General features: G+C 66.0%; 16 protein-coding genes and 2 pseudogenes. 7 read left to right on the forward strand and 11 right to left on the reverse strand.

All coding sequences use genetic code 11. From position 1 onward, the window contains the following. The first annotated feature begins 47 nt into the window (after window positions 1-47). Complete coding sequence (locus QP181_RS11580; protein WP_333928607.1) at window positions 48-1,118, forward strand: AI-2E family transporter; 1,071 nt, start codon at window positions 48-50, stop codon at window positions 1,116-1,118. A 437-nt stretch (window positions 1,119-1,555) separates the two neighbouring features. On the opposite strand, the gene QP181_RS11585 is transcribed toward QP181_RS11580, so the two are convergent. From QP181_RS11585 to QP181_RS11595, 3 genes and pseudogenes are all read right to left on the reverse strand, one after another. After that, window positions 1,556-2,149, reverse strand: a complete 594-nt coding sequence (locus QP181_RS11585; protein WP_132895487.1) for a cytochrome b — start codon at window positions 2,147-2,149, stop codon at window positions 1,556-1,558. An 11-nt stretch (window positions 2,150-2,160) separates the two neighbouring features. Further along, window positions 2,161-2,943 carry a SapC family protein gene (locus tag QP181_RS11590; protein ID WP_132895488.1) on the reverse strand — a complete coding sequence of 261 codons (783 nt, stop codon included), beginning with the start codon at window positions 2,941-2,943 and terminating at the stop codon, window positions 2,161-2,163. A gap of 62 nt (window positions 2,944-3,005) precedes the next feature. Then, window positions 3,006-4,431, reverse strand: a pseudogene (locus QP181_RS11595) (FAD-binding oxidoreductase). 121 nt (window positions 4,432-4,552) lie between these two features. Between QP181_RS11595 and QP181_RS11600 the strand changes: the two are divergent. The 3 genes from QP181_RS11600 (at window position 4,553) to QP181_RS11610 (ending at window position 7,670) form a co-directional block, all read left to right on the forward strand. Next, the gene (locus QP181_RS11600; protein WP_333928609.1) at window positions 4,553-4,960 is read left to right on the forward strand and encodes a hypothetical protein; all 408 of its coding nucleotides are present in this window, start codon (window positions 4,553-4,555) and stop codon (window positions 4,958-4,960) included. Window positions 4,961-5,405: 445 nt separating this feature from the next. After that, entirely contained in the window at window positions 5,406-7,142 is a 1,737-nt protein-coding gene (locus QP181_RS11605) for a DEAD/DEAH box helicase (protein WP_333928610.1), read from the forward strand. A gap of 9 nt (window positions 7,143-7,151) precedes the next feature. Further along, window positions 7,152-7,670 (forward strand): thioredoxin family protein, encoded by a 519-nt coding sequence (locus QP181_RS11610; protein ID WP_332754975.1) that lies wholly within the window; start codon window positions 7,152-7,154, stop codon window positions 7,668-7,670. A 474-nt stretch (window positions 7,671-8,144) separates the two neighbouring features. Here QP181_RS11610 and QP181_RS11615 read toward each other — a convergent pair whose 3' ends face one another. From QP181_RS11615 to QP181_RS11645, 7 genes and pseudogenes are all read right to left on the reverse strand, one after another. Next, window positions 8,145-8,759, reverse strand: coding sequence for a glutathione S-transferase family protein (locus QP181_RS11615; RefSeq protein WP_333928611.1), 615 nt, complete (start codon window positions 8,757-8,759; stop codon window positions 8,145-8,147). Between the two features lie 178 nt (window positions 8,760-8,937). Next, window positions 8,938-9,807 carry a dienelactone hydrolase family protein gene (locus QP181_RS11620; protein WP_333928612.1) on the reverse strand — a complete coding sequence of 290 codons (870 nt, stop codon included), beginning with the start codon at window positions 9,805-9,807 and terminating at the stop codon, window positions 8,938-8,940. A gap of 34 nt (window positions 9,808-9,841) precedes the next feature. Then, window positions 9,842-10,531: an MBL fold metallo-hydrolase gene (locus QP181_RS11625; protein ID WP_333928613.1), complete on the reverse strand. Its 690-nt coding sequence runs from the start codon at window positions 10,529-10,531 to the stop codon at window positions 9,842-9,844. 10 nt (window positions 10,532-10,541) lie between these two features. Then, window positions 10,542-10,904 carry an MBL fold metallo-hydrolase gene (locus QP181_RS11630; RefSeq protein ID WP_333928614.1) on the reverse strand — a complete coding sequence of 121 codons (363 nt, stop codon included), beginning with the start codon at window positions 10,902-10,904 and terminating at the stop codon, window positions 10,542-10,544. A 202-nt stretch (window positions 10,905-11,106) separates the two neighbouring features. Continuing rightward, window positions 11,107-11,784 carry a DUF1013 domain-containing protein gene (locus QP181_RS11635; RefSeq protein ID WP_056484483.1) on the reverse strand — a complete coding sequence of 226 codons (678 nt, stop codon included), beginning with the start codon at window positions 11,782-11,784 and terminating at the stop codon, window positions 11,107-11,109. Window positions 11,785-11,883: 99 nt separating this feature from the next. After that, window positions 11,884-12,906 (reverse strand): glycosyltransferase family 4 protein, encoded by a 1,023-nt coding sequence (locus QP181_RS11640; protein ID WP_333928615.1) that lies wholly within the window; start codon window positions 12,904-12,906, stop codon window positions 11,884-11,886. Between the two features lie 162 nt (window positions 12,907-13,068). Beyond that, window positions 13,069-13,952 (reverse strand): annotated as a pseudogene (locus tag QP181_RS11645) (UDP-2,3-diacylglucosamine diphosphatase). Between the two features lie 179 nt (window positions 13,953-14,131). Between QP181_RS11645 and QP181_RS11650 the strand changes: the two are divergent. Beyond that, complete coding sequence (locus QP181_RS11650) at window positions 14,132-14,383, forward strand: hypothetical protein (protein WP_132736168.1); 252 nt, start codon at window positions 14,132-14,134, stop codon at window positions 14,381-14,383. A gap of 549 nt (window positions 14,384-14,932) precedes the next feature. Here the strand turns inward: QP181_RS11650 and QP181_RS11655 are convergent. Next, window positions 14,933-15,964 (reverse strand): NAD(P)H-quinone oxidoreductase, encoded by a 1,032-nt coding sequence (locus QP181_RS11655; protein WP_333928616.1) that lies wholly within the window; start codon window positions 15,962-15,964, stop codon window positions 14,933-14,935. 73 nt (window positions 15,965-16,037) lie between these two features. Between QP181_RS11655 and QP181_RS11660 the strand changes: the two genes are divergently transcribed. Continuing rightward, on the forward strand, window positions 16,038-16,232 hold the full coding sequence (locus tag QP181_RS11660) for a DUF1192 domain-containing protein (protein WP_132736170.1): 195 nt from the start codon (window positions 16,038-16,040) through the stop codon (window positions 16,230-16,232). Between the two features lie 143 nt (window positions 16,233-16,375). Further along, window positions 16,376-18,694, forward strand: a complete 2,319-nt coding sequence (gene clpA, locus QP181_RS11665; RefSeq protein WP_333928617.1) for an ATP-dependent Clp protease ATP-binding subunit ClpA — start codon at window positions 16,376-16,378, stop codon at window positions 18,692-18,694. The last annotated feature ends 1,055 nt before the right edge of the window (window positions 18,695-19,749 follow it).

Below are 19,749 nucleotides of genomic sequence, written 5' to 3' on the forward strand. Positions count from 1 at the left end.
CGGCGGCCGGGACATGTCGACCGGACTGGCGAAACAGGGTGGGCGACATGACGAACAGGGGCCGGATCGAGAACGGGGGATTCCTCCTCTTCTTGACGATCATCACCATAGCCTTGGGCGTGGTGGTATCCGCCTTCGCGGCCGCCCTGCTATGGAGCGGGCTGGCGGCGATCCTGTTCCAGCCGCTGTATCAAAAGCTGCTCAAGCGCTGGCCCGAGCGGCGCAACCTCGCCGCCTCGCTGGCGATGCTGATCATCTTCGTCGCGGTGGTCGTCCCGACGCTGATCATCGCGAGCCTGATGATCGACCAGGCATCCTCGGTCTATACGAGCATGCAGAGCGGCCAGATCAACTTTGCCGCCTATTTCCAGCAGATCCACGATGCCTTGCCGCGGCGGCTCCAGCAGCTGGTCGACAAGTCCGGGATCGACAGCTTCGAACGGCTGCAATCGCGTATTTCCGGCGCGCTGGGCAACAGCGTCCGGACGATCGCCGGACAGGCACTGTCGATCGGCCGCAATGCCTTCGCATTCCTGCTGGCGTTCGGCATCGCGCTGTACGTGACGTTCTTCCTGCTGCGCGACGGCGACCGCGTCGGGCCGGCGATCTGTCGCGCGCTGCCACTCGAGCGGTCGGTGACCGAACGGCTGGTCGGCAAGTTCGTCGCGGTCGTGCGCGCCACGATCAAGGGATCGGTCATCGTCGGGCTCGTCCAGGGCGGCCTGGGCGCCTTGACCTTCTGGCTGGTCGGTGTGCCGGCGGCGTTGCTGTGGGGCCTGCTGATGGCGCTCACCTCGTTGCTGCCCGCCTTGGGGCCGGCGATCGTGTGGGTGCCGGTCGCGGTGTATCTGCTGGCGACGGGTGCGATCTGGCAGGGCATCGCGGTGATCGTGTCGGGGGTCGTGGTGATCGGGCTTGCGGACAATATCCTGCGGCCGATCCTGGTCGGTCGCGACACCGGAATTCCGGATTATGTCGTGCTGGTCACGACGCTGGGCGGAATCGAGATCTGCGGATTGAGCGGGATCGTCGTCGGCCCCGTGGTCGCGGCGCTGTTCCTGGCGGGATGGCAGATTATGACCGAGCAGCGGCTTGGGCAGCCGGAGCCGGACGCCTGAGCCACTGCCAACGCTACCAAGACGTTGCTTTTGCCGCGCGCCACAAAGCGTCCCGCAATTTTCAAATCCTCCCTCGCCAGGGGGAGGTGGCAGGCGCAGCCTGACGGAGGGGGCGGTAAGCGACCACCTCTGCTGCCCATCCTCCCCCTCCGTCACCTTCGGTGCCACCTCCCCCTGGCGGGGGAGGATCGGTTTTGAGCGCGGCTATGCTAGTTGATTCCGGGGTGTCCGCTGACACGCAGCCGTAAACCTTAGTCCGCGTCTGCAGACCAAAAAAACCACCCCGTGCTGTGCACGGAGTGGCCTAGGTTCAGGGAGGAGGTACGCTAGAAGCGTACCGTACGGCGCCGCGAAAGGGGGGACACGATGCCGTACAGGATCTAAATGGGTGAGCCCCGATTTGGTTCAACCCTTGTTGCGGCGCACACCGAATTTTTTCAGAGCGCGTTTTTCTTGCGGGCGAACGCCGGTGCCATTCGCGCCAGGATCTCGTCACGCAGCAGCAGGTGATGGCGCAGTGCAGCCGCGCTGTGCGCGACGACCAGCGCGAGCATCATCCAGCCGAGGATCTCATGCGCCTCGTGGCCGAAATGCCCGGTTGCCGTCGATACCGGCAGATACGGAATGTCGAACAGGCCGAACCAGTTGAACGGACCGCGTTTCGCCGAGCCCGACACCATCAGCCACCCGGTCAGCGGCATGCCGATCATCATGCCGTAGAGCAGCGCATGCGCGGCGTGCGCGAGCCCCTTTTCCCAGGCCGGCATCAGCGCGGGCAGCGGCGGCGGGCGGTTGGCGAGACGCCATGCGAGCCGCGCGACGCTCAGGACGAGGACGGCCATCCCGAGCGCCTTGTGCGCCCCCATCCACGCGCGGAGGGCCGGCACCGAATCGTGCAACAGCCCGACCGCGAGGTTGAGAATGACGAGCAGCGCGATCGTCCAGTGAAGCCAGATCGCCACCCTCGAATAGCGTTCCGAGGAATGCCGCTCCGGCGAGTAGCGTTCCGAACTATCCCGCGCTGCCGCCATGTACGTGTCCTTCAGACGTTGAACTGCGGCGCGGCCATCTGCGGCTGCGGGGTCTGGCCGAGCTGTGCCTGGCGCGCGAAGATATCACGCATCAGCGACAGCGAGAACAGGTGCGCGTAGAGCAGCGGGAGCATGCCCGACTTGCTCATCTTGCGCAGCGCATCGCCGCGCAGGTCGATCAGCTTTTCCTCGTTGATCATCTGGAAGCCGCGATAGACGAACGGCTGCTCGGCGCCGTCGGGCTGGATCGTGACTTCGCCGTCCATCAGCAGCTCGAGCTCGCGCAGCTCGTTCATGAAGTTCTGCGTGCGCGCGCCGGCCTGTTCGAACGACTCGTTGAAGCCAAGGATGTTCTTGGTCAGCTCGGTCGGCTGGCCGTTCTCGAACAGCGCATCGCCGTCCTCGAACTCACCAAGCGTCGGCGAGGTCGGATCGAAGCAGAGCGACAACTCCTGCGCATCGGGGTGGAGGCGCGCGAGCATGTACGGGTAGCGGCGGACATAGGCGGGCACGTAGAACGTGGTCTCGGTCAGCTTGCCGTCGTCGCCGACGAACACGTTGACGCCCTCGTTCAGGCCCATCAGCGCGAGGGGGATGGCGTCGTCACCGGTCGAGAAGACGATCGGCATGTGGCGCTGGACCAGCGGGAACTCGTCGACGGTGATCGGGATGGCGTGCTGGCCGACCAGGAACGGCGCGCTGTCTTGCGGGCGGACCTTGTAGTTCGCGTGCGTGTCGCTCGAGAGCGGCTCGAGGCCGTTGTAGAAAAGCGGAAGCTGGGCGGTGCTGGCCATGTTACTCTCCGGATCGGTCGGTCGAAATGCCGGTGGCTCATGCCACCGATTGGGGCGAGGCTCTATGGTGCGCCGGGCGGGCGTGCAAGTGTGACGAGCTTGCCGGGGTTGAGGATGCCGAGCGGATCGAGCGCGGACTTGATCGCCCTGAGCGCGGTCATGCGCGCGGGCGAGGAGAGGCGTTCGAGTTCGTCGCGCTTCATCTGGCCGATGCCGTGCTCCGCCGAGATCGAGCCGCCGGCCGCGGTCACGAGATCGCCGACGAAGCGGGTGACGACCGGCGCATCCTCGGCATACCAGTGCGCGGGGTCGGTGCCGGGCGCGGCGCGGACGTGGAAGTGGACGTTGCCGTCGCCGAGATGGCCGAACCCGCTCGCGTGCGTGCCGGGGAAGCGCGCGTCGCACGCCGCCGCCGCCTCGATCATGAAGCGCGGCATCGTCTCGACGGGGATGGAGATGTCGTGCTGCGTCGCGGGGCCGAGCGCGCGTTCGGCGGCGGAGAGCGAGTCGCGGAGGAGCCAGAAGGCGTCCGACTGGGCTTCGCTGGTGGCGATCGTCGCGTCTTCGATGGCGCCGTCTTCGAGGGCTTTGCCGAGCAGGCGTTCGAGGAGTGCGCTGGGGGACTCGCCATCGGTGGTGGCGGAGGTTGCCTCGATGAGGAGGTGCCAGGGGTGGCGGCCGGTGAGTGGCGCGCGGGCGTTCGGGAGGTGCGCGATGGCGGCGTCGAGCGACTCGGCGGGGAGGATCTCGAAGCTCTCGATCGCGTCGGTCTTCGCCTGCATCGTGCGCAGGAGTTTGAGCGCCGCCTGGGGTGAGGCGATACCGACCCAGGCGGTGCCGCGCGCTGCGATTGCGGGAGCCAGGCGGAGCGTGGCGGCGGTGACGATCGCCAGCGTGCCCTCCGCGCCGATGAAGAGCTGGTCGAGGTCGTAGCCGCGATTGTCTTTCTTCAGCGCGGACAGGCCGTCATAGATCGTCCCGTCGGCGAGCACGGCTTCGACTCCTGCGACGAGACCGCGCATCGTGCCGAACTTGAGCACCTGCGTGCCGCCCGCGTTCGTCGAGACGAGTCCGCCGATCGTCGCCGTCCCGCGCGCCGAGCGTCAGCGGGAAGCGCCACCCCTGCCCTTGCGCGGCGCCGTCGAGGTCGGCGAGGATCACGCCGGCCTCGGCGATGGCGAGCCCGGCGTCGGTGTCGACGTTGCGGATGCGGTTAAGGCGGCGGAGCGACAGGATCAGCGCACTGCCGTCGGCGGGGGCGGTCGCGCCGCCGACCATCGAGGTGTTGCCGCCTTGGGCGACGAGCGGGACGCGGTGTTCGGCGGCGGCCTTGACGATCAGCGCGACCTCCGCGGTCGAGGTCGGCGCGAGCATCGCAGGCGCAGCGCCATGGAACCGGCCGCGCCAGTCGTGCAGCCAGGGATCGATATCGGCGGGGTCGGTGACGACCGCTTTCGCATCGAGCTGTGGTGCTAGCGCTTGCAACATCGCGGCTTGCGAAGGCGTCAGGGTTGCTGTCTGAATTTGGGGCACGGACGAAGCGCTAGACAAAATTCATCGCGCGTTCAACGATGGGCGCTAACGATTACGTCAGCATGATCCAGACACCATGATTCACCCCGCGATACCCGCCACCCTGCTCGCGCTCGCGGGCCCCTTTGTTGTGGCATTGCGCGATGTACCGTCGTCCGGCCTGTCTTCGGGATTCGAACTGGACGGCACGCAGGTCGCGCAGGTCTCGATCCACGAACGCATCATCATCCGCGTGCCCCGGATGAGCCGGATGCCCGCGCGAACCTACGCGCCGCCGCGCGAATGGAAGGAGCATAAGGGTCCCAAATGCATCGCGGTCGATGAAATTGCTGGTGCGATGCTCAACAAGGACGGCGCGGTCGACCTCGTGATGGACGATACGACGCGGCTGCGCGCGGCTCGATGGCGACTGCAAGCCGCTCGATTATTATTCGGGGTTCTATCTGCGGCCGGGCGCGGACGGGATGATCTGCAAGGGCCGTGACGCGATCCGCATGCGATCGGGTTCACGCTGCGAGATCGAAGGGTTCAAGAGCTTGCGGGCGAAGAAGAAGTAGGTCGGTCGCTTCGGAACGCGTACACTGCCTGTTCGAAAATCCTGTTTCGGTTCGACGAGCGCCCGCACCCTACAACCACCTCCCCGGCGAAGGCCGGGGTCCAGTTGGGTGACGTTGCCAACTCTGCGCTACCGTTCGTTACTGCGACCTTTCCAACTGGACCCCAGCCTTCGCCGGGGAGGTGCGTCTGGTGAATTCACGCATACGCACCGCGTTCAAGCTATGCGAATGCAGCAGGTAATTGACGTTTACCCGCCCGCCGCCCCTTCCCACCCTCCATTCACCGCGTTTCCTTGACATTTGTCGCCAAATCGGCGAGCGCCGGAACGCTTGAGGGCAGTGCATTTCACCCTCTATTTACCGGACATTTGCATGAGTTTTGCCGATCTCGGCCTCTCCGACGAACTGCTGAAGGCAGTCACCGACTCCGGCTATACCGAGCCGACCCCGATCCAGGCCGGCGCGATCCCGTCGGTGCTGATGATGCGCGACATCATCGGTATCGCCCAGACGGGCACCGGCAAGACCGCGTCGTTCGTGCTGCCGATGATCGACATTCTCGCGCATGGCCGCAGCCGCGCGCGGATGCCGCGCTCGCTGATCCTCGAACCGACGCGCGAACTCGCCGCGCAGGTGGCGGAGAATTTCGAGAAATACGGCGTCAATTCGAACCTCTCGATGGCGCTGCTGATCGGTGGCGTCTCGATGGGCGACCAGCTCGCCGCGCTCGAGAAGGGCGTGGACGTGCTGATCGCGACGCCAGGCCGGCTGATGGACCTGTTCGGGCGCGGCAAGATCATGCTCAACGGCTGTTCGATGCTGGTGATCGACGAGGCGGACCGGATGCTCGACATGGGCTTCATCCCCGACATCGAGGAAATCTGCACCAAGCTGCCGAAACAGCGCCAGACTTTGCTGTTCTCGGCGACGATGCCGCCGCCAATCAAGAAGCTGGCGGACAAGTTCCTGACCAATCCCAAGACGATAGAGGTGTCGCGCCCGGCGTCGACCAATCTCAACATCAAGCAGTATCTAGTGCCGGTGGCGAGCCAGACCGCCAAGCGCGATACGCTGCGCCGGATCCTTGCGCAGGAAGAAGTGACCAACGCGATCATCTTCTGCAACCGCAAGACGACGGTGCGCGACCTGAACAAGGTGCTGAAGCAGGCGGGCTACAAGTCGGGCGAGATCCACGGCGACATGGAACAGCCGCAGCGGCTGGCCGAGCTCGAGCTGTTCAAGACCGGCGCGGTGACGATCCTGGTCGCCTCCGACGTCGCGGCGCGCGGGCTCGACATCAAGGGCGTATCGACGGTGTTCAACTATGACGCGCCGTGGCATCCGGACGACTATGTCCACCGGATCGGTCGCACGGGTCGCGCTGGGGCGACGGGGACGGCGTACACGTTCGTCGCGCCGGACGATGCCGAGAATATCGTCAATATCGAAAAGCTTACCGGGCAGACGATCGAACGGCTCAAAGTTGCCGAGCCTAAGACGGCGGCAGTTACTGCTGCGACCGAAGACGATGGCACGACGCGGCGCGCACGGCCGCGTCGCGGCGCGCGGTCCGAGACGTTTACGCCAGTGCCGGTTGCGGCGGCGGCTGCCGAGGAGTCGGATCGGCCACGTACCCGGCGGGTGCCACGGGCGGATACGGTGGCCCCGGCGATCGTCGCCGAAGTGCTGGCTGCGGTGGAGCCGGTTGCGGCGGCCAAGCGTCCTCGCTGGGAACGTACGCCGATCGACGAGCCTGTGCCCGCGGTGAAGCCGCGCGTTGCGGAGCCGGCACGGGTCGAGCCGGTGCAGGTCGAACCGGCGTATGTCGAACCGGTTCGCGCGGCGCCCGTTCGGTCGGAGCCTGCGCGGTCGGAACCTGCGCGGTCGGAACCTGCGCGGTCGGAACCTGCGCTATCGGAGCCGGTACGGTCGGAACCAGTTCGCTCGCAACCTGTTCGTTCGGAAGCGGCAAAGGTCGAGCCGCCACGGACGGAGCGCATTCCTGCGAGATCCAACCGGTGGTCGCCGCCAACCGCTCGCCGATACGCCGGCGGATGGCTGGAACGGACCATTTCCGAGCTTCCTGAATGCCGTGATCGGAGGATATGAATGATGTCGATGCGCCGTATCGCCGCGCTTGCCTTGCTGGCGACTGCCGTGGCCGCCCCCGCTGCGCCCCGCGCGAAAGTCGTGGCGCCGCACGTCAATACGACGAGCTTCGACAAGCTGCCACAGCCTTTGCCGCTGCCGTATAACGAGTCGGCGAACGCCAATGCGCAGGTTGCGGCAGCGCGGGCGCGGGCACTGAAGACGCATAAGCGGTTGCTGATCGATCTCGGCGGTAACTGGTGCCTCGACTGCCGTCTGCTCGCGGGGACGATCGACCTGCCGGAAATGAAGCGCTTCGTCGACAGCAAGTTCGTGGTGGTGACGGTCGACATCGGCCGGTTCGACAAGAACGGTCAGATCGCGGCGGGGTATGGCATCAAGGGGCGACTCAAGGGGGTGCCCGCGGTGCTGGTGGTCGATCCGCGGAGCAACCGGTTGCTGAACGCGGGGCATGAGACCGAACTGGCCGACGCGCGGTCGATGGGGCCTCAGGCGCTGGCCGACTGGCTGGCGAAGTGGGCGGCCTGATTGGGAGTTTTTGAGGGCGTTTCGGTATTAGGCATGTCGCTCGTCTGAGGCGGGCGATGGGGCTCGTCCGCTCCGCTACTCGCCCTGTTTGGCTTGCCCTCACCTATCGCCGCATTCGCGTCTCTCCCTCTCCCTATGGGAGAGGGAAGCGGCCCGCGGCGTCTTCGCCGTGGGAAGGGTGAGGGCAAGGTTCGTTGGGCCATTGTGCTAGCGTGTTCGTGATACGCCCCTCTTTACAGCCAGTGCGAGTCCAACGCCCCCTGCCCGTGTAATGTCGATCCGGTGCGCACCATTGAGCTGCGGCCGTAAGCAGTCCTGCCAGCAAGCCGATCTCGTCACGCTCTGTGCGGGCCCATCCCCCACCGTCATCCTGACGAACGTCAGGACCCAGAGCCACGGGCGTTAACTCCTGGTATCCTGGGTCCTGACTTTCGTCAGGATGACGGGTTGGGTTGGCTGGTCACGCCCTCGCTCCTAAGCGGCGACCGCGATCAGGGCGTCGTCCAGTGCTGCGGCGCGCAGGTATGCCGGGCGTTCGATCAGGCGCGCGGCATAGTCCGCGAACGCTTCGCGCTTCGGCAGCCAGCCGAACTGCATGCCCCAGATGACCTGCGATCCGACATAGACGTCGGCGGCGGTGAAGCGGTCGCCGGCGATGTACGAGTGCGCAGCAACGCCCTGTTCGAGCACGTCGATCACCCGATCGAAGCTGCCATAGCCGATCATCCGTTGCTGCGCGGTATCGGGCACGACGCCGAGCGCGCGGTTGCCGGTCGCGGCTTCGACCGGGCCGGCGGCGTAGAAGAGCCAGCGATAGTAATCGGCGCGTTCTTCCTCGCGGGGGGCGAGGTCGGCGTCGGGGAACGCGTCGGCGAGATACGCGCAGATCGCGGCGCATTCGGTGACGGTCTTGTGGTTGTGGACGATCGCCGGGACCTTGGCCATCGGGTTGATCGACAGATATGGCTCGGCCTTCATCGTCGTGTCGTAGTCGAGCACGACGGTCTCATACTCGGCGTCGACCTCTTCGAGCATCCACCGCGCGATCCGGCCTCGCGACATCGGGTTGGTGTACAGGGTCAACGTCATGCGACTCTCCTTGAGAACGGATCGTGAACGATGGTCTCATGGAGAGTGGCTGCGGTCAAGGGCTGGCTGGCGTAGTAAGCTTGTTCTCCCGCGAAGGCGGGAGCCCAGACTGGGCTCCCGCCTTCGCGGGAGAACAAGGAAGCGGGTCGCTAGGTTCGGGTACTAGCCCCGCGCCACTTTACACCAGCGCCTTGTCGAACAACGCGAGCATCCGTGACCAAGCCTTGTCCGCCTGGGCCGCATTGTAGACCTTCGAGTCGGGCGGGCACCAACCGTGCATCGTGCCGGCGTAGACCTCGATCTCGGCGGGGAGTTTGGCCGCGGCGAAGGCGGTGCGGAGCGTGTCCTTTTCGGTCGGCGAGCGGGCGTCGTCGTTGGCGGCGATCGCGATCAGGTATCGGCCCTTCATCTGCGGGATCAGGAGATGCGGGCTGTCGGGCGTGTCGGTGACGAAGCCGCCGCCGTGGAAGGTCGCGCCGGCGCGGATGCGGTTGGGGACGGCTGCGGCGGTGCGCATCACCATCGGGCCGCCCATGCAATAGCCGGTGGTGGCCAGCCCACGCTTGCGGTCGGTCTGCGGTTGCGCGTCGATGAAGGCGGTGAAGGCCTTCGCATCACGCACCGTGCCTTCGGACGTTAGCGCTTCGCGGAAGGGGGCGATGCGGGCGCGGACGGCGGGCTGGTCGTACGACTCGCCGGGGGCAAGGAACGGCGCCTTGGTCGAGCGGTAGAACTGGTTGACGACGAGCACCGCATAGCCCGATTGCGCGAGCCGGTCGGCCATCTGGCGGAAGGCGGGGCGCAGGCCCATGATGTCGGGCCAGACCAGCACGCCGGGGTGCTTGCCGGTGGCGGGCGCGACGAAATAGGCGTCGGCCTTGCCGTCGGGCGTGGTGATCGCGACGTCGCGGCCCTTGATGACGGCGGCGTTCGCGGGGGCGGGCAGCAGCATCGTCAGGCCCATCGCGCCGGTCATGACGCCGAACTGGCGGCGCGAGACGCCGGCCAGATACGCTTCGTTATCGTCTGCGGTATGCTCGTCGCACATGGGGCTATCCTCTTGAATTTGGCCGCATGCTAACTCAGGCCGCGCGCCACCACCATACGCCATCGTGCGTCTCGCGGGTCGCTCGGCCTTCGACTTCGAGGCGGCGGAGATGCGCGAGTGCTTCGCCGGTCGCCATGCCGAGGACGTCGGGACCGATCGCGCGGCGGAACAGGCGTCCGAAACAGTCGACCGCGCGGCGGGGTTCGGCGAGGAAGACGGCGAGTTCGTTGAGCCGCTCGCGATGTTCGCGGTCCATCGCGTCGAGGCGGGTGTGGAGGCCGGCGAACGGGTCGCCGTGGCCTGGGAGGACGAGCAGGTCGGCGGGCAGCGTCTTGAGCTTGGCGATCGAGGCGAACCATTCGCCCAGCGGGTCAGCGTTCGGTTCGGTGACGCCGAGCGAGACGTTGGGGCTGATGCGCGGGAGGACCTGGTCGCCGGCGATGAGGATGCCGCCGGCTTCGTCGTACAGGCACGCGTGCTCGGGGAGTGGCCGGAGCCGGTTACCACGCGCCAGTCGCGCTCGCCGATGGTGAGCGTGTCGCCGTCTTCGATGCGCGTGTAGCTGAGCGGGAGCGGCGTGATGATCTTTCGGAAGCCGGCCCAGCCCTTGGCGGTGGCGTGATCGATCTGTGCGGCGTCCCAGCCTGCGCCGCGCCAGAAGGCGAGCATTTCTTGGGGGACGGAGTCGCGGGCGTCGGCGGCTAGCATGCGCGCGGTCAGCCATTCGGCGCGGGTCATGATGAGGGGGCGGCGTGGTGGTCGCACATCCAGCCCGCCAGACCGATATGGTCCGGGTGGAAGTGGGTGCCGATCATTCGCGTGATGCGGGTGCCGGCTTTGGGGCCGTTGAAGATGGCTTTCCAGGCGTCGCGGGCCTCGGCGGTGTTCATGCCGGTGTCGATCAGCGCGTCGCCGTCGGTGTCGGCGAGGAGCCAGCAATTTACGTGTTTCAACGGGCCGGGGATCTTGAGGCGGACCCAGTCTATGCCGGGGGCGACCTCGAAGACGTCACCTGCTTCGGGCTCGGCGCTACCGAAGGGGTAGGTCAGGCCCTTGTGGCTGGTCGGCGCGAAATCGGTGTCGGGTGCGGTTGCCATCCGTTGCGGTTAGCAACTGGATGTGGCGGGAGATAGTGCTGGCGGGCGTGATGAACTGCACCCCGTCATCCTGACGAAGTTCAGGATCCAGGATAATGTAGGGCGACATCTTTGGCTCTGGGTCCTGACTTTCGTCAGGATGACGATTGGGGAAGCGCGAGCCCACCCCTGCCCCCTCCCGCTTGCGGGAGGGGACGTGCGGTCAGCGCTTGAAGGGGTCGTCGAAAAGGGGCTTGACGGGCAACACGCCGCCGTCTGCCACGAACTGCGCATCCGCGGCAGCCTGGGTACGCTCGGCGCGGAGCTGCTGGAGGAGCACCTCGCGGTCGCCTTCGAGGCGGGTGTCGGTGGGGGCTTCCATGCCGGCTGCCTTCGCTGCCTTCGCCACCGCCGCGTCGAGTTCGCGCTGGGAGGTGAGGCCGAGCGTGACCGGGTCCTTCGGGGTGATGTTGGCGATGTTCCAGTGGCTGCGGTCGCGGATTGCGGCGATCGTCGTGCGCGTGGTGCCGATCAGCAGCGAGATCGCGCCGTCGGTGATCTCGGGATGGTTGCGGATGATCCACGAGATGCCGTCGGGCTTGTCCTGGCGCTTCGAGACCGGCGTGTAGCGGGGCCCCTTGGTGCGGCGGACCTGCTCGGGGCCCTTGATCATCTTGAGCTGGTAGTCTGGATCGGCGGCACCCTTGTCGATCTCTTCCTGCGTGACCTCGTGCGCGCGGACCGGATCGCGACCGGTGAGCTTGGTCGAGGTGGTGTCGTCGGCGATCGCCTGGATCTCGAGGATGTGCAGGCCGCAGAAGTCCGCGATCTGCTCGAAGCTGAGCGCGGTATTGTCGACCATCCAGGCGGCGGTCGCGTGGGGCATGAGCGGCTGGGCCACGGCGGAAACTCCGTAAAAATAGAAAGGGCCGCCCCTTTCGGAGCGGCCTGACATGAGAGAGACTTAGTGCGCGTGGGGCTAACAGGCAAGCGAACAAGCTCAGGCCGCCATGAGCTTTCCTTCGAGGGGGACGAGCGCGTGGAGGAACTGGCGTGCGCTGGCCGGCCAGCTGTAGCGTGCGGCATAGGCGGCGCAGGTGACGCGGTCGCGGGTGAGCGCGGTAGCGATCGCGGTGTCGAGGTCTTCGTGCATCGCGCCGACGCGGTCGTCGAGGACGTCGATCGGCCCGGTGACCGGGTACGCCGCGACGGGGGTTCCGCAAGCCAGCGCCTCGATCATGACGAGACCGAAGGTGTCGGTGCGGCTCGGGAAGACGAGGACGTCGGCGGTGCGGTAGGCGGCGGCGAGATCTAGGCCTGAGCGTTGGCCGAGAAAGACCGCGTCCGGGAAGCGGCGTGCAAGCGTGGCGCGGGCGGGGCCGTCGCCGACCACGACCTTCGTACCGGGATGCGCGGAGGACAGGAACGCTTCGATGTTCTTCTCGACCGCGACCCTGCCGACATAGAGCTGGATCGGCCCGGGCAGCGCTGTCAGCTCGGGATCGCGGGCGCCGTCGAGGCCGAACTGCGCGAAGTCTACGCCCCTGCCCCATTCGCGGACCTGGTGCAGGCCCTGGTCCGACAGCGTCCTGGCGACCGAGGGCGTCGAGACGAGGATCGACTGGGCGGGGCGGTGGAACCAGCGGATGTAGCGCCAGATCCAGTCGGGGTTCGCGCCGGTGCGCGCGGCGATATAGTCGGGAAACTGGGTGTGATACGCGCTGGTGAAGGGGAGCGCGCGGGCAAGGCACCAGGTGCGCGCGGCGAGGCAGACCGGGCCTTCGGTGGCGAGATGGATCGCGTCGGCGCCGAAGCTTGCCAGCAGGCGACCGACTGCGCCGGACCGCGCAAAGGCCAAGCGGATCTCGGGATAGGTCGGGCATGGCATCGAGGCGAACTGTTCGGGGGAGACGATCAGGACCTGATGGCCGATCGATTCGAGTTCCTTGCGGACCGCCTGGAGGGTGCGGACGACGCCGTTGACTTGCGGGCTCCAGGCGTCGGTGACGATCGCGATACGCATCGTGTTTTCTCCGTTTTGCCCTCTCCCGTCGGGGAGAGGGAGGGGCCCGCTTGGCGCAGCCAAGTGGGAGGATGAGGGCACGCTGTTCACTGGCGTGGTGGACTTGCCCTCACCCTCGCCGCTTCGCGTCTTTCCCTCTCCCCGAGGGGGAGAGGGTTTAGGTTAGGCGGCCAACGTGACGACCTTGTCCTTCTCGCGGGCGGCGATTTCGTCACCCCAGTGGAGGAGTTCCATGCGACCGTCGAAATGCTCGACCAAGGCCGTGCAGCCTTCGACCCAGTCGCCATCGTTGTAATAGGCGATACCGGCGATCTCGCGCATTTCGGCGGTGTGGATGTGGCCGCAGACGACGCCCTCGACGCCGCGAACGCCGGCCGCGTGCGCGACGACTTCCTCGAAGTGCGAGATGAAGGCCACCGCGTTCTTGACCTTGGCCTTGGCGTGCTTCGACAGCGACCAATAGGGCATGCCCATCCGGCGGCGCGCGGCGTTGACCCAGCGGTTGAGGCCCATCAGCATCGTGTAGGCGGCGTCGCCGATATGCGCGACCCAGCGGTGCGCGAGCGTGATCGCGTCGAACTCGTCGCCGTGGAGCACGAGCAGGCGGCGACCATCGGCGGTCTCGTGGATCGCGTTGCGACGGATCGAGATGCCCCCAGGTCGAGCCCCGAATATTGGCGGAACACCTCGTCATGGTTGCCGGGGATGTAGACCACCCGCGTACCGCGCTTGGCGCGCTTGAGCAGGCGCCAGAGGACGTCGTTGTGCGCGGCGGGCCAGTAGAATTTCTTCTTGAGCCGCCAGCCGTCGATCATGTCGCCGACAAGGTACATCGTCTCGCTGTCGACGTGGTCGAGGAAGTCGTTGAGCATCCCGGCATTGCAGCCGCGCGTGCCGAGGTGGACGTCGGAGATCCAGATCGTGCGGTATTGGCGACGCTCGACGATCGGCTCGGGGACGGCAGGGCGTGAGTGGATGAAATCGGCGATATCGGTGATGTCGGCGCCGATGATGCTAGATGGCGAAAACGTCGTCACGGCGTTCATGGCCTTACCCCCGCAAGTCTATCCCTTGGCGATGATCTAGCCGAGTATTGTGACAGGGCAGTCGCACTCTGGTGACTGTTAGAAGTCAGCGTGAAAACGTTGCTGCAACTGCGCGCAAACGCGTTGACGAATCGGGGCGAAGCTGAACCTATGGCAAGGTCTTACAGGGAGAAAATATCATGAAGTTTCGTTTCAAGAATGTCGCGGTGACGGCTGCGGGCGCGGCGATGATGGTTGCGCCGACGATGGCGTCGGCGGCCAATCCGGCGAGGTCGCTGTCGGTCGCGCGTACGGGGACGGCGACGTCGGGCAAGGGCAAACTCGCCGAGGGGCCGACTGCGACGTATGTGAGCATCGGTATCCTGGCGGCGCTGGTGGTCGGTGTTCTGCTGGCAACGAGCGGTGGGGATGACAGTTCGGATAGCAACTGAGAATTGATCGACGCTGAGCACCGTGGCTGGCGTCGGTTCTTTTGATCCTCCCCCGCCGGGAGAGGATCGATGTCTAGCGTTGCCCTAAAGCAGCATGTTTCCCCGCGAAGGCGGGGATCCAGACTGCGCTCCCGCCTTCGCGGGAGAACAAAATTGGCCGGGGCGGAGCGTTCCTACCCCCATCCCACCCCGGCGAAGGCCGGGGCCCAATTGGAAAGGTCGCGGTAACGGAGGACTGTGGGTCGTTACTCGGCGCTCCCAATTGGGCCCCGGCCTTCGCCGGGGTGGTGGTGTGCTTGGGGTGACCGTTAGCCGTCAAACTGGGATACCCCAGCTTTCGCTGGGGTGACGGGTTTGGGGCGGGTGTCCTCCTCCATCACCGCCGCGACGGGAGTGGGGCGGGTGTCCTGCTCGATCACCGACGCGACGGGAGTGGGGCGGGTGTCCTGCTCGATCACCGACGCGGCTGGTGACTACACCCCTCGCCGATGCGGCTGACTGATGCGACTGGCTATCGTGCTCCAACCGGTGGCGGGGGCTAGTGCCCCCTTACCCCATCGTCAGGACGATCTTCCCGACATGGTCGCCCGCTTCCATCCGGGTATGCGCGGCCGGCGCGTCGGCGAAGGCGAAGGTGCGGTCGATGACTGGTTTCAGTTTGCCCGCCTCGACGTGCGGCCACACCGTGCGCGCGAGTTCGTCCGCGACCAGCGACTTGAACGCCGTGTCCCGCGGGCGGAGCGTCGAGCCGGTCAGCGTGAGGCGGCGGCGCATGATCTCGAACAGGGGTACGGTGGCCGTCGCGCCGCCCATGACCGCGATCGAGACGTGGCGGCCGTCTTCGGCGAGACATTGCAGGTTGCGGGGGACGTAATCGCCGCCGACCATATCGAGCACCGCGGCGACGCCCTTGCCGCCGGTGATCTGCTTCACGCGCTCGACGAAATCCTCGGACTTGTAGTCGATCGCGTGGGTCGCGCCGAGGCTGAGCGCGGCTTCGCACTTGGCCTTGGAACCCGCGGTGACGATGATGTCGATCCCGAACACGTTGCACAGCCCGATCGCCATCGTGCCGATGCCGCTGGTGCCGCCGTGGACGAGGACGGTGTCGCCTTCGGTGGCATAGGCGCGCTCGAACAAATTGGTCCAGACGGTGAAGAGCGTCTCCGGCATCGCCGCGGCCTCGATCATCGTGAGCGCTTCGGGGACGGGCAGGCACTGGCCGAACGGCGCGACCGCGTATTCCGCATAGGCACCGCCGGAGATCAGCGCGCAGACCGACTGGCCGATCTGTTCGTCGCCGACGTCTTCGCCGACCGCGACGATCGTGCCGGAAATTTCCATGCCGAGGATCGACGGTGCGCCGGGTGGGGGCGGGTATTTGCCCTGGCGCTGCATGACTTCGGGGCGATTGACCCCCGCCGCGGCGACCTTGACCAGGACTTCGCCCGGCCCCGGCTGCGGCACGGGACGATCGACGAGCACCAGCACCTCGGGACCGCCCGGCTGCTCGGGATCGATCGCCTTCATGACGTCAGGTAAGCCTAAGTTACTCGAAATGGTGTCGGGTGTCGCGGTCATCTGCTCGTCACGTCCCTTTTGATGTGCCGGCCTTATTGACATCACTCTGGTGCGGGTCAACGTTGCATCCACGATGGACCTGGAAGACGCCCCCTCCCGTCCCGACGATCTACTTGACGCACTGGTGCGGCAGGACCTCGATCCGTTGTCGGTCGCCGAACTGGATGCGCGGATCACCGTGCTGCAGGGCGAGATCGCCAGATGCCAGGTCAAGAAGGACCGCGCGGTCAGCCACCGGGCCAGTGCCGACGACCTTTTCAGGCGGTGATCGCCCTCCCCGCCTCTCCACTGGGTGTTTTCGGACAGTGCAGGAACGGACGGGGCCGGGTTCAAGTGCTTGATGCGACCGATATCAATTCCGACATAGTGGCAAAGGGCTCGCGGTCTCGCGGCCCGACAGGAGTATTGTAAATGCCATCATTTGCACCCGCCCTCGAGACCACGCTGCACAAGGCGCTCGAGGCGGCATCGTCCCGGCGCCACGAATATGCGACGCTGGAGCATCTGCTGCTCGCGCTGATCGACGACGAACATGCGTCGAAGGTCATGACCGCGTGCAACGTCGAGATCGGCGAACTGAAGAACACCGTCGCGCATTACCTCGATAGCGAGCTCGATGCGCTGAAGGTCGATGCGGCGACCGATCCGTCGCCGACCAGCGGGTTCCAGCGCGTCGTCCAGCGCGCAATCCTGCACGTCCAGTCGTCGGGCCGCGACGAAGTGACGGGTGCCAACGTGCTCGTCGCTTTGTTCAGCGAGCGCGAGAGCTATGCCGTCTATTTCCTGCAACAGCAGGACATGAGCCGCCTCGATGCGGTCAGCTTCATCAGCCACGGTGTCGGCAAGGGCGGGCAGCAGGCGACCGAAGCATCCACGCCAAAGGGTGCGGACGACGAGAAGCCGGCCAAGGGACAGGAGAAGGGCAAGACGGAAAGCGCGCTCAAGCAATTCACGGTCGACCTCAACGAGAAGGCCAAGAACGGCAAGGTCGATCCCCTGATCGGGCGCGGGCCGGAGGTGGATCGCACGATCCAGATCCTGTGCCGCCGGTCGAAGAACAACCCGCTTTATGTCGGTGATCCCGGCGTCGGCAAGACCGCGATCGCGGAAGGACTGGCGCGGAAAATCGTCGAGGGTGACGTGCCCGACGTACTGTTGCCTGCCGTCATCTACTCGCTCGACATGGGCGCGTTGCTGGCGGGGACGCGGTATCGTGGCGACTTCGAGGAGCGGCTGAAGGCGGTCGTCAACGAGCTCGAGAAGCTGCCCGACGCGGTGCTGTTCATCGACGAGATCCACACCGTGATCGGTGCGGGTGCGACGAGTGGCGGCGCTATGGATGCCTCGAATCTGCTCAAGCCTGCGCTTAGCGGCGGCACCATTCGTTGCATCGGCTCGACGACGTACAAGGAGTTCCGCAATCACTTCGAGAAGGACCGCGCGTTGCTGCGGCGCTTCCAGAAGATCGACGTGAACGAGCCGACGATCGAGGATACCATCAAGATCCTCGCGGGCTTGCGCTCGGCGTTCGAGGATCACCACAACGTCAAGTACACCCCCGATGCGATCAAGTCGGCGGTGGAGCTGTCGGCGCGGTACATCAACGACCGCAAGCTGCCGGACAAGGCGATCGACGTGATCGACGAGGTCGGCGCGATGCAGATGCTGGTGCCGCCGAACAAGCGCAAGAAGACGATTACCCCCAAGGAGATCGAGCAGGTCATCGCGACGATGGCTCGCATCCCGCCAAAGTCGGTTTCGACCGACGACAAGCTGGCTTTGGCCACGCTTGAGACGGATCTGAAGCGCGTGGTGTTCGGGCAGAATGCGGCGATCGAGAAGCTGTCGTCGGCGATCAAGCTGGCGCGGGCGGGCCTGCGCGAGCCGGAGAAGCCGATCGGCAACTATCTGTTCACCGGGCCTACGGGCGTCGGCAAGACCGAAGTCGCCAAGCAGCTGTCGACGATCCTCGGGATTCCGCTCCAGCGGTTCGACATGTCCGAATATATGGAGCGGCATTCGGTCAGCCGTCTTATCGGTGCGCCCCCAGGCTATGTCGGGTTCGACCAGGGCGGTCTGCTGACCGATGCGATCGACCAGAACCCGCACTGCGTCCTGTTGCTCGACGAGATCGAGAAGGCGCATCCGGACCTGTTCAACATCCTGTTGCAGGTGATGGATAATGGGCGGCTGACCGACCAGCATGGCAAGTCGGTCGATTTCCGTAACGTCATCCTGATCATGACGACCAATGCGGGTGCCAGCGACATGGCGCGCGAGACGGTCGGCTTTGGCAATTTGTCGCGCGAGGGCGAGGACGAGGTGGCCGTGACGAAGATGTTCACGCCGGAATTCCGCAACCGTCTCGATGCGGTGGTGCCGTTCGGGTATCTGCCGACCGAAGTGGTGGCACGCGTAGTGGACAAGTTCATCCTCCAGCTCGAACTCCAGCTGGCGGATCGCGGCGTGCACATCGTCCTCGACGACGAGTCGAAGGCGTGGCTCACGACCAAGGGCTATGACAAGCTGTACGGCGCACGGCCGATGGGTCGCCTGATCCAGGAGAAGATCAAGCAGCCGCTCGCCGAGGAACTGTTGTTTGGCAAGCTGGTGCACGGCGGCGAGGTGACGGTGAAGATGAAGGACGGCGCGCTGTCGTTCGCGATCGAGCCTGCGGCGCCGAAGAAGCCGAAGAAGAAGGGCAAGGTGGAGACCGTCGAGACCGAGTGATCTCGGGTTTCGATGTGGTGTGAAGGGCCTGCCGTCGGAGCGATCCGGCGGCGGGCTTTTTTTGGTTCGGAACGCTTACAATGAGAAAGCGTGTTTCCCCGCGAAGGCGGGGATCCAGACTGGGCTCCCGCCTTCGCGGGAGAACAAGGGGCAGGTGCTGCGCCTGAATGCTTCGATCCGTTTATCCGAACCACAAGCTTCCCCCAGCAAACACCAGCCCCCCTCACCGCCACAGGCCCCTCCCCGGCGGAGGCCGGGGTCCAGTTGGGAGGCGGTGATAACTGCGGACGGCGCATCGTTACTGCGACCTTTGCAACTGGGCCCCGGCCTTCGCCGGGGTGGGGCTGATGGGCAGATGGGATACGCATCCACGTTACGAGGTGGCGGGAAGGACAAGGGTGGGGAGGACTTCGCGACGGACGTCGTCTTTCCCTCCCCCTCCGTCTGGCGGGCGCCAGCCACCTCCCCCTGGCGGGGGAGGATCGATGCGTCGCGAGGAATCTGCGTGCGTTTACCGATAATTGGGGAAGCGGCGCTAGCGTCGTGGGATGGAACGCTTGGCATGGTTGCGATGGATGATCGGCGCGCTCGCGCTGGGCTTCGGTCTTGCCCTTGCCGCGCCCGCCGTCGCGGTCACGGGCACGCCGCTTTCGGTCTGCGTCCGCCCTGCCCTCGCCGGCCAGACTCCCGCCGCGCTGTTCGCCAAGCCGGCCGGTTTCGACTGCACGACATCGCAGACTCGGTTCGGCGGCGGCGACTTCTGGATCCTGTCGCAGCGCCTGCCCGCGATCAGCGGCGACGATCATACCGTGCGGATCGGCAGCACCTGGGTGAACCGCGTCACGCTGTTCGTCCAGTACGCCGATGGGTCGATCCGCCAGACCGGCTTCACCTCGCGCACCGCGGGGCGGTTGCTCGGACTTGGCGCGGTGATCGTCCAGCCGATCCCGCATCACGATGCCGCGCCGGTCCGGCTGCTGTGGCATGTCGAGGGGGCGGCGAACCTGCGCGGGCTGATCCTCGGCCCCGCGATGGCCGATCACGCGCAGCGCGAT

This window comes from Sphingomonas sp. LR55, from assembly GCF_036856015.1.
Lineage (GTDB): Bacteria > Pseudomonadota > Alphaproteobacteria > Sphingomonadales > Sphingomonadaceae > Sphingomonas.

Coding starts and splice junctions, on each gene's coding strand:
- QP181_RS11660 (WP_132736170.1), top strand. CDS start 16,038: ATGGACCTGGAAGACGCCCCCTCCCGTCCCGACGATCTACTTGACGCA.
- QP181_RS11615 (WP_333928611.1), bottom strand. CDS start 8,759: ATGACGTTGACCCTGTACACCAACCCGATGTCGCGAGGCCGGATCGCG.
- QP181_RS11650 (WP_132736168.1), top strand. CDS start 14,132: ATGAAGTTTCGTTTCAAGAATGTCGCGGTGACGGCTGCGGGCGCGGCG.
- QP181_RS11640 (WP_333928615.1), bottom strand. CDS start 12,906: ATGCGTATCGCGATCGTCACCGACGCCTGGAGCCCGCAAGTCAACGGC.
- QP181_RS11610 (WP_332754975.1), top strand. CDS start 7,152: ATGCGCCGTATCGCCGCGCTTGCCTTGCTGGCGACTGCCGTGGCCGCC.
- clpA (WP_333928617.1), top strand. CDS start 16,376: ATGCCATCATTTGCACCCGCCCTCGAGACCACGCTGCACAAGGCGCTC.
- QP181_RS11655 (WP_333928616.1), bottom strand. CDS start 15,964: ATGACCGCGACACCCGACACCATTTCGAGTAACTTAGGCTTACCTGAC.
- QP181_RS11620 (WP_333928612.1), bottom strand. CDS start 9,807: ATGTGCGACGAGCATACCGCAGACGATAACGAAGCGTATCTGGCCGGC.
- QP181_RS11630 (WP_333928614.1), bottom strand. CDS start 10,904: ATGGCAACCGCACCCGACACCGATTTCGCGCCGACCAGCCACAAGGGC.
- QP181_RS11580 (WP_333928607.1), top strand. CDS start 48: ATGACGAACAGGGGCCGGATCGAGAACGGGGGATTCCTCCTCTTCTTG.
- QP181_RS11590 (WP_132895488.1), bottom strand. CDS start 2,943: ATGGCCAGCACCGCCCAGCTTCCGCTTTTCTACAACGGCCTCGAGCCG.
- QP181_RS11625 (WP_333928613.1), bottom strand. CDS start 10,531: ATGGCTGACCGCGCGCATGCTAGCCGCCGACGCCCGCGACTCCGTCCC.
- QP181_RS11605 (WP_333928610.1), top strand. CDS start 5,406: ATGAGTTTTGCCGATCTCGGCCTCTCCGACGAACTGCTGAAGGCAGTC.
- QP181_RS11585 (WP_132895487.1), bottom strand. CDS start 2,149: ATGGCGGCAGCGCGGGATAGTTCGGAACGCTACTCGCCGGAGCGGCAT.
- QP181_RS11600 (WP_333928609.1), top strand. CDS start 4,553: ATGATTCACCCCGCGATACCCGCCACCCTGCTCGCGCTCGCGGGCCCC.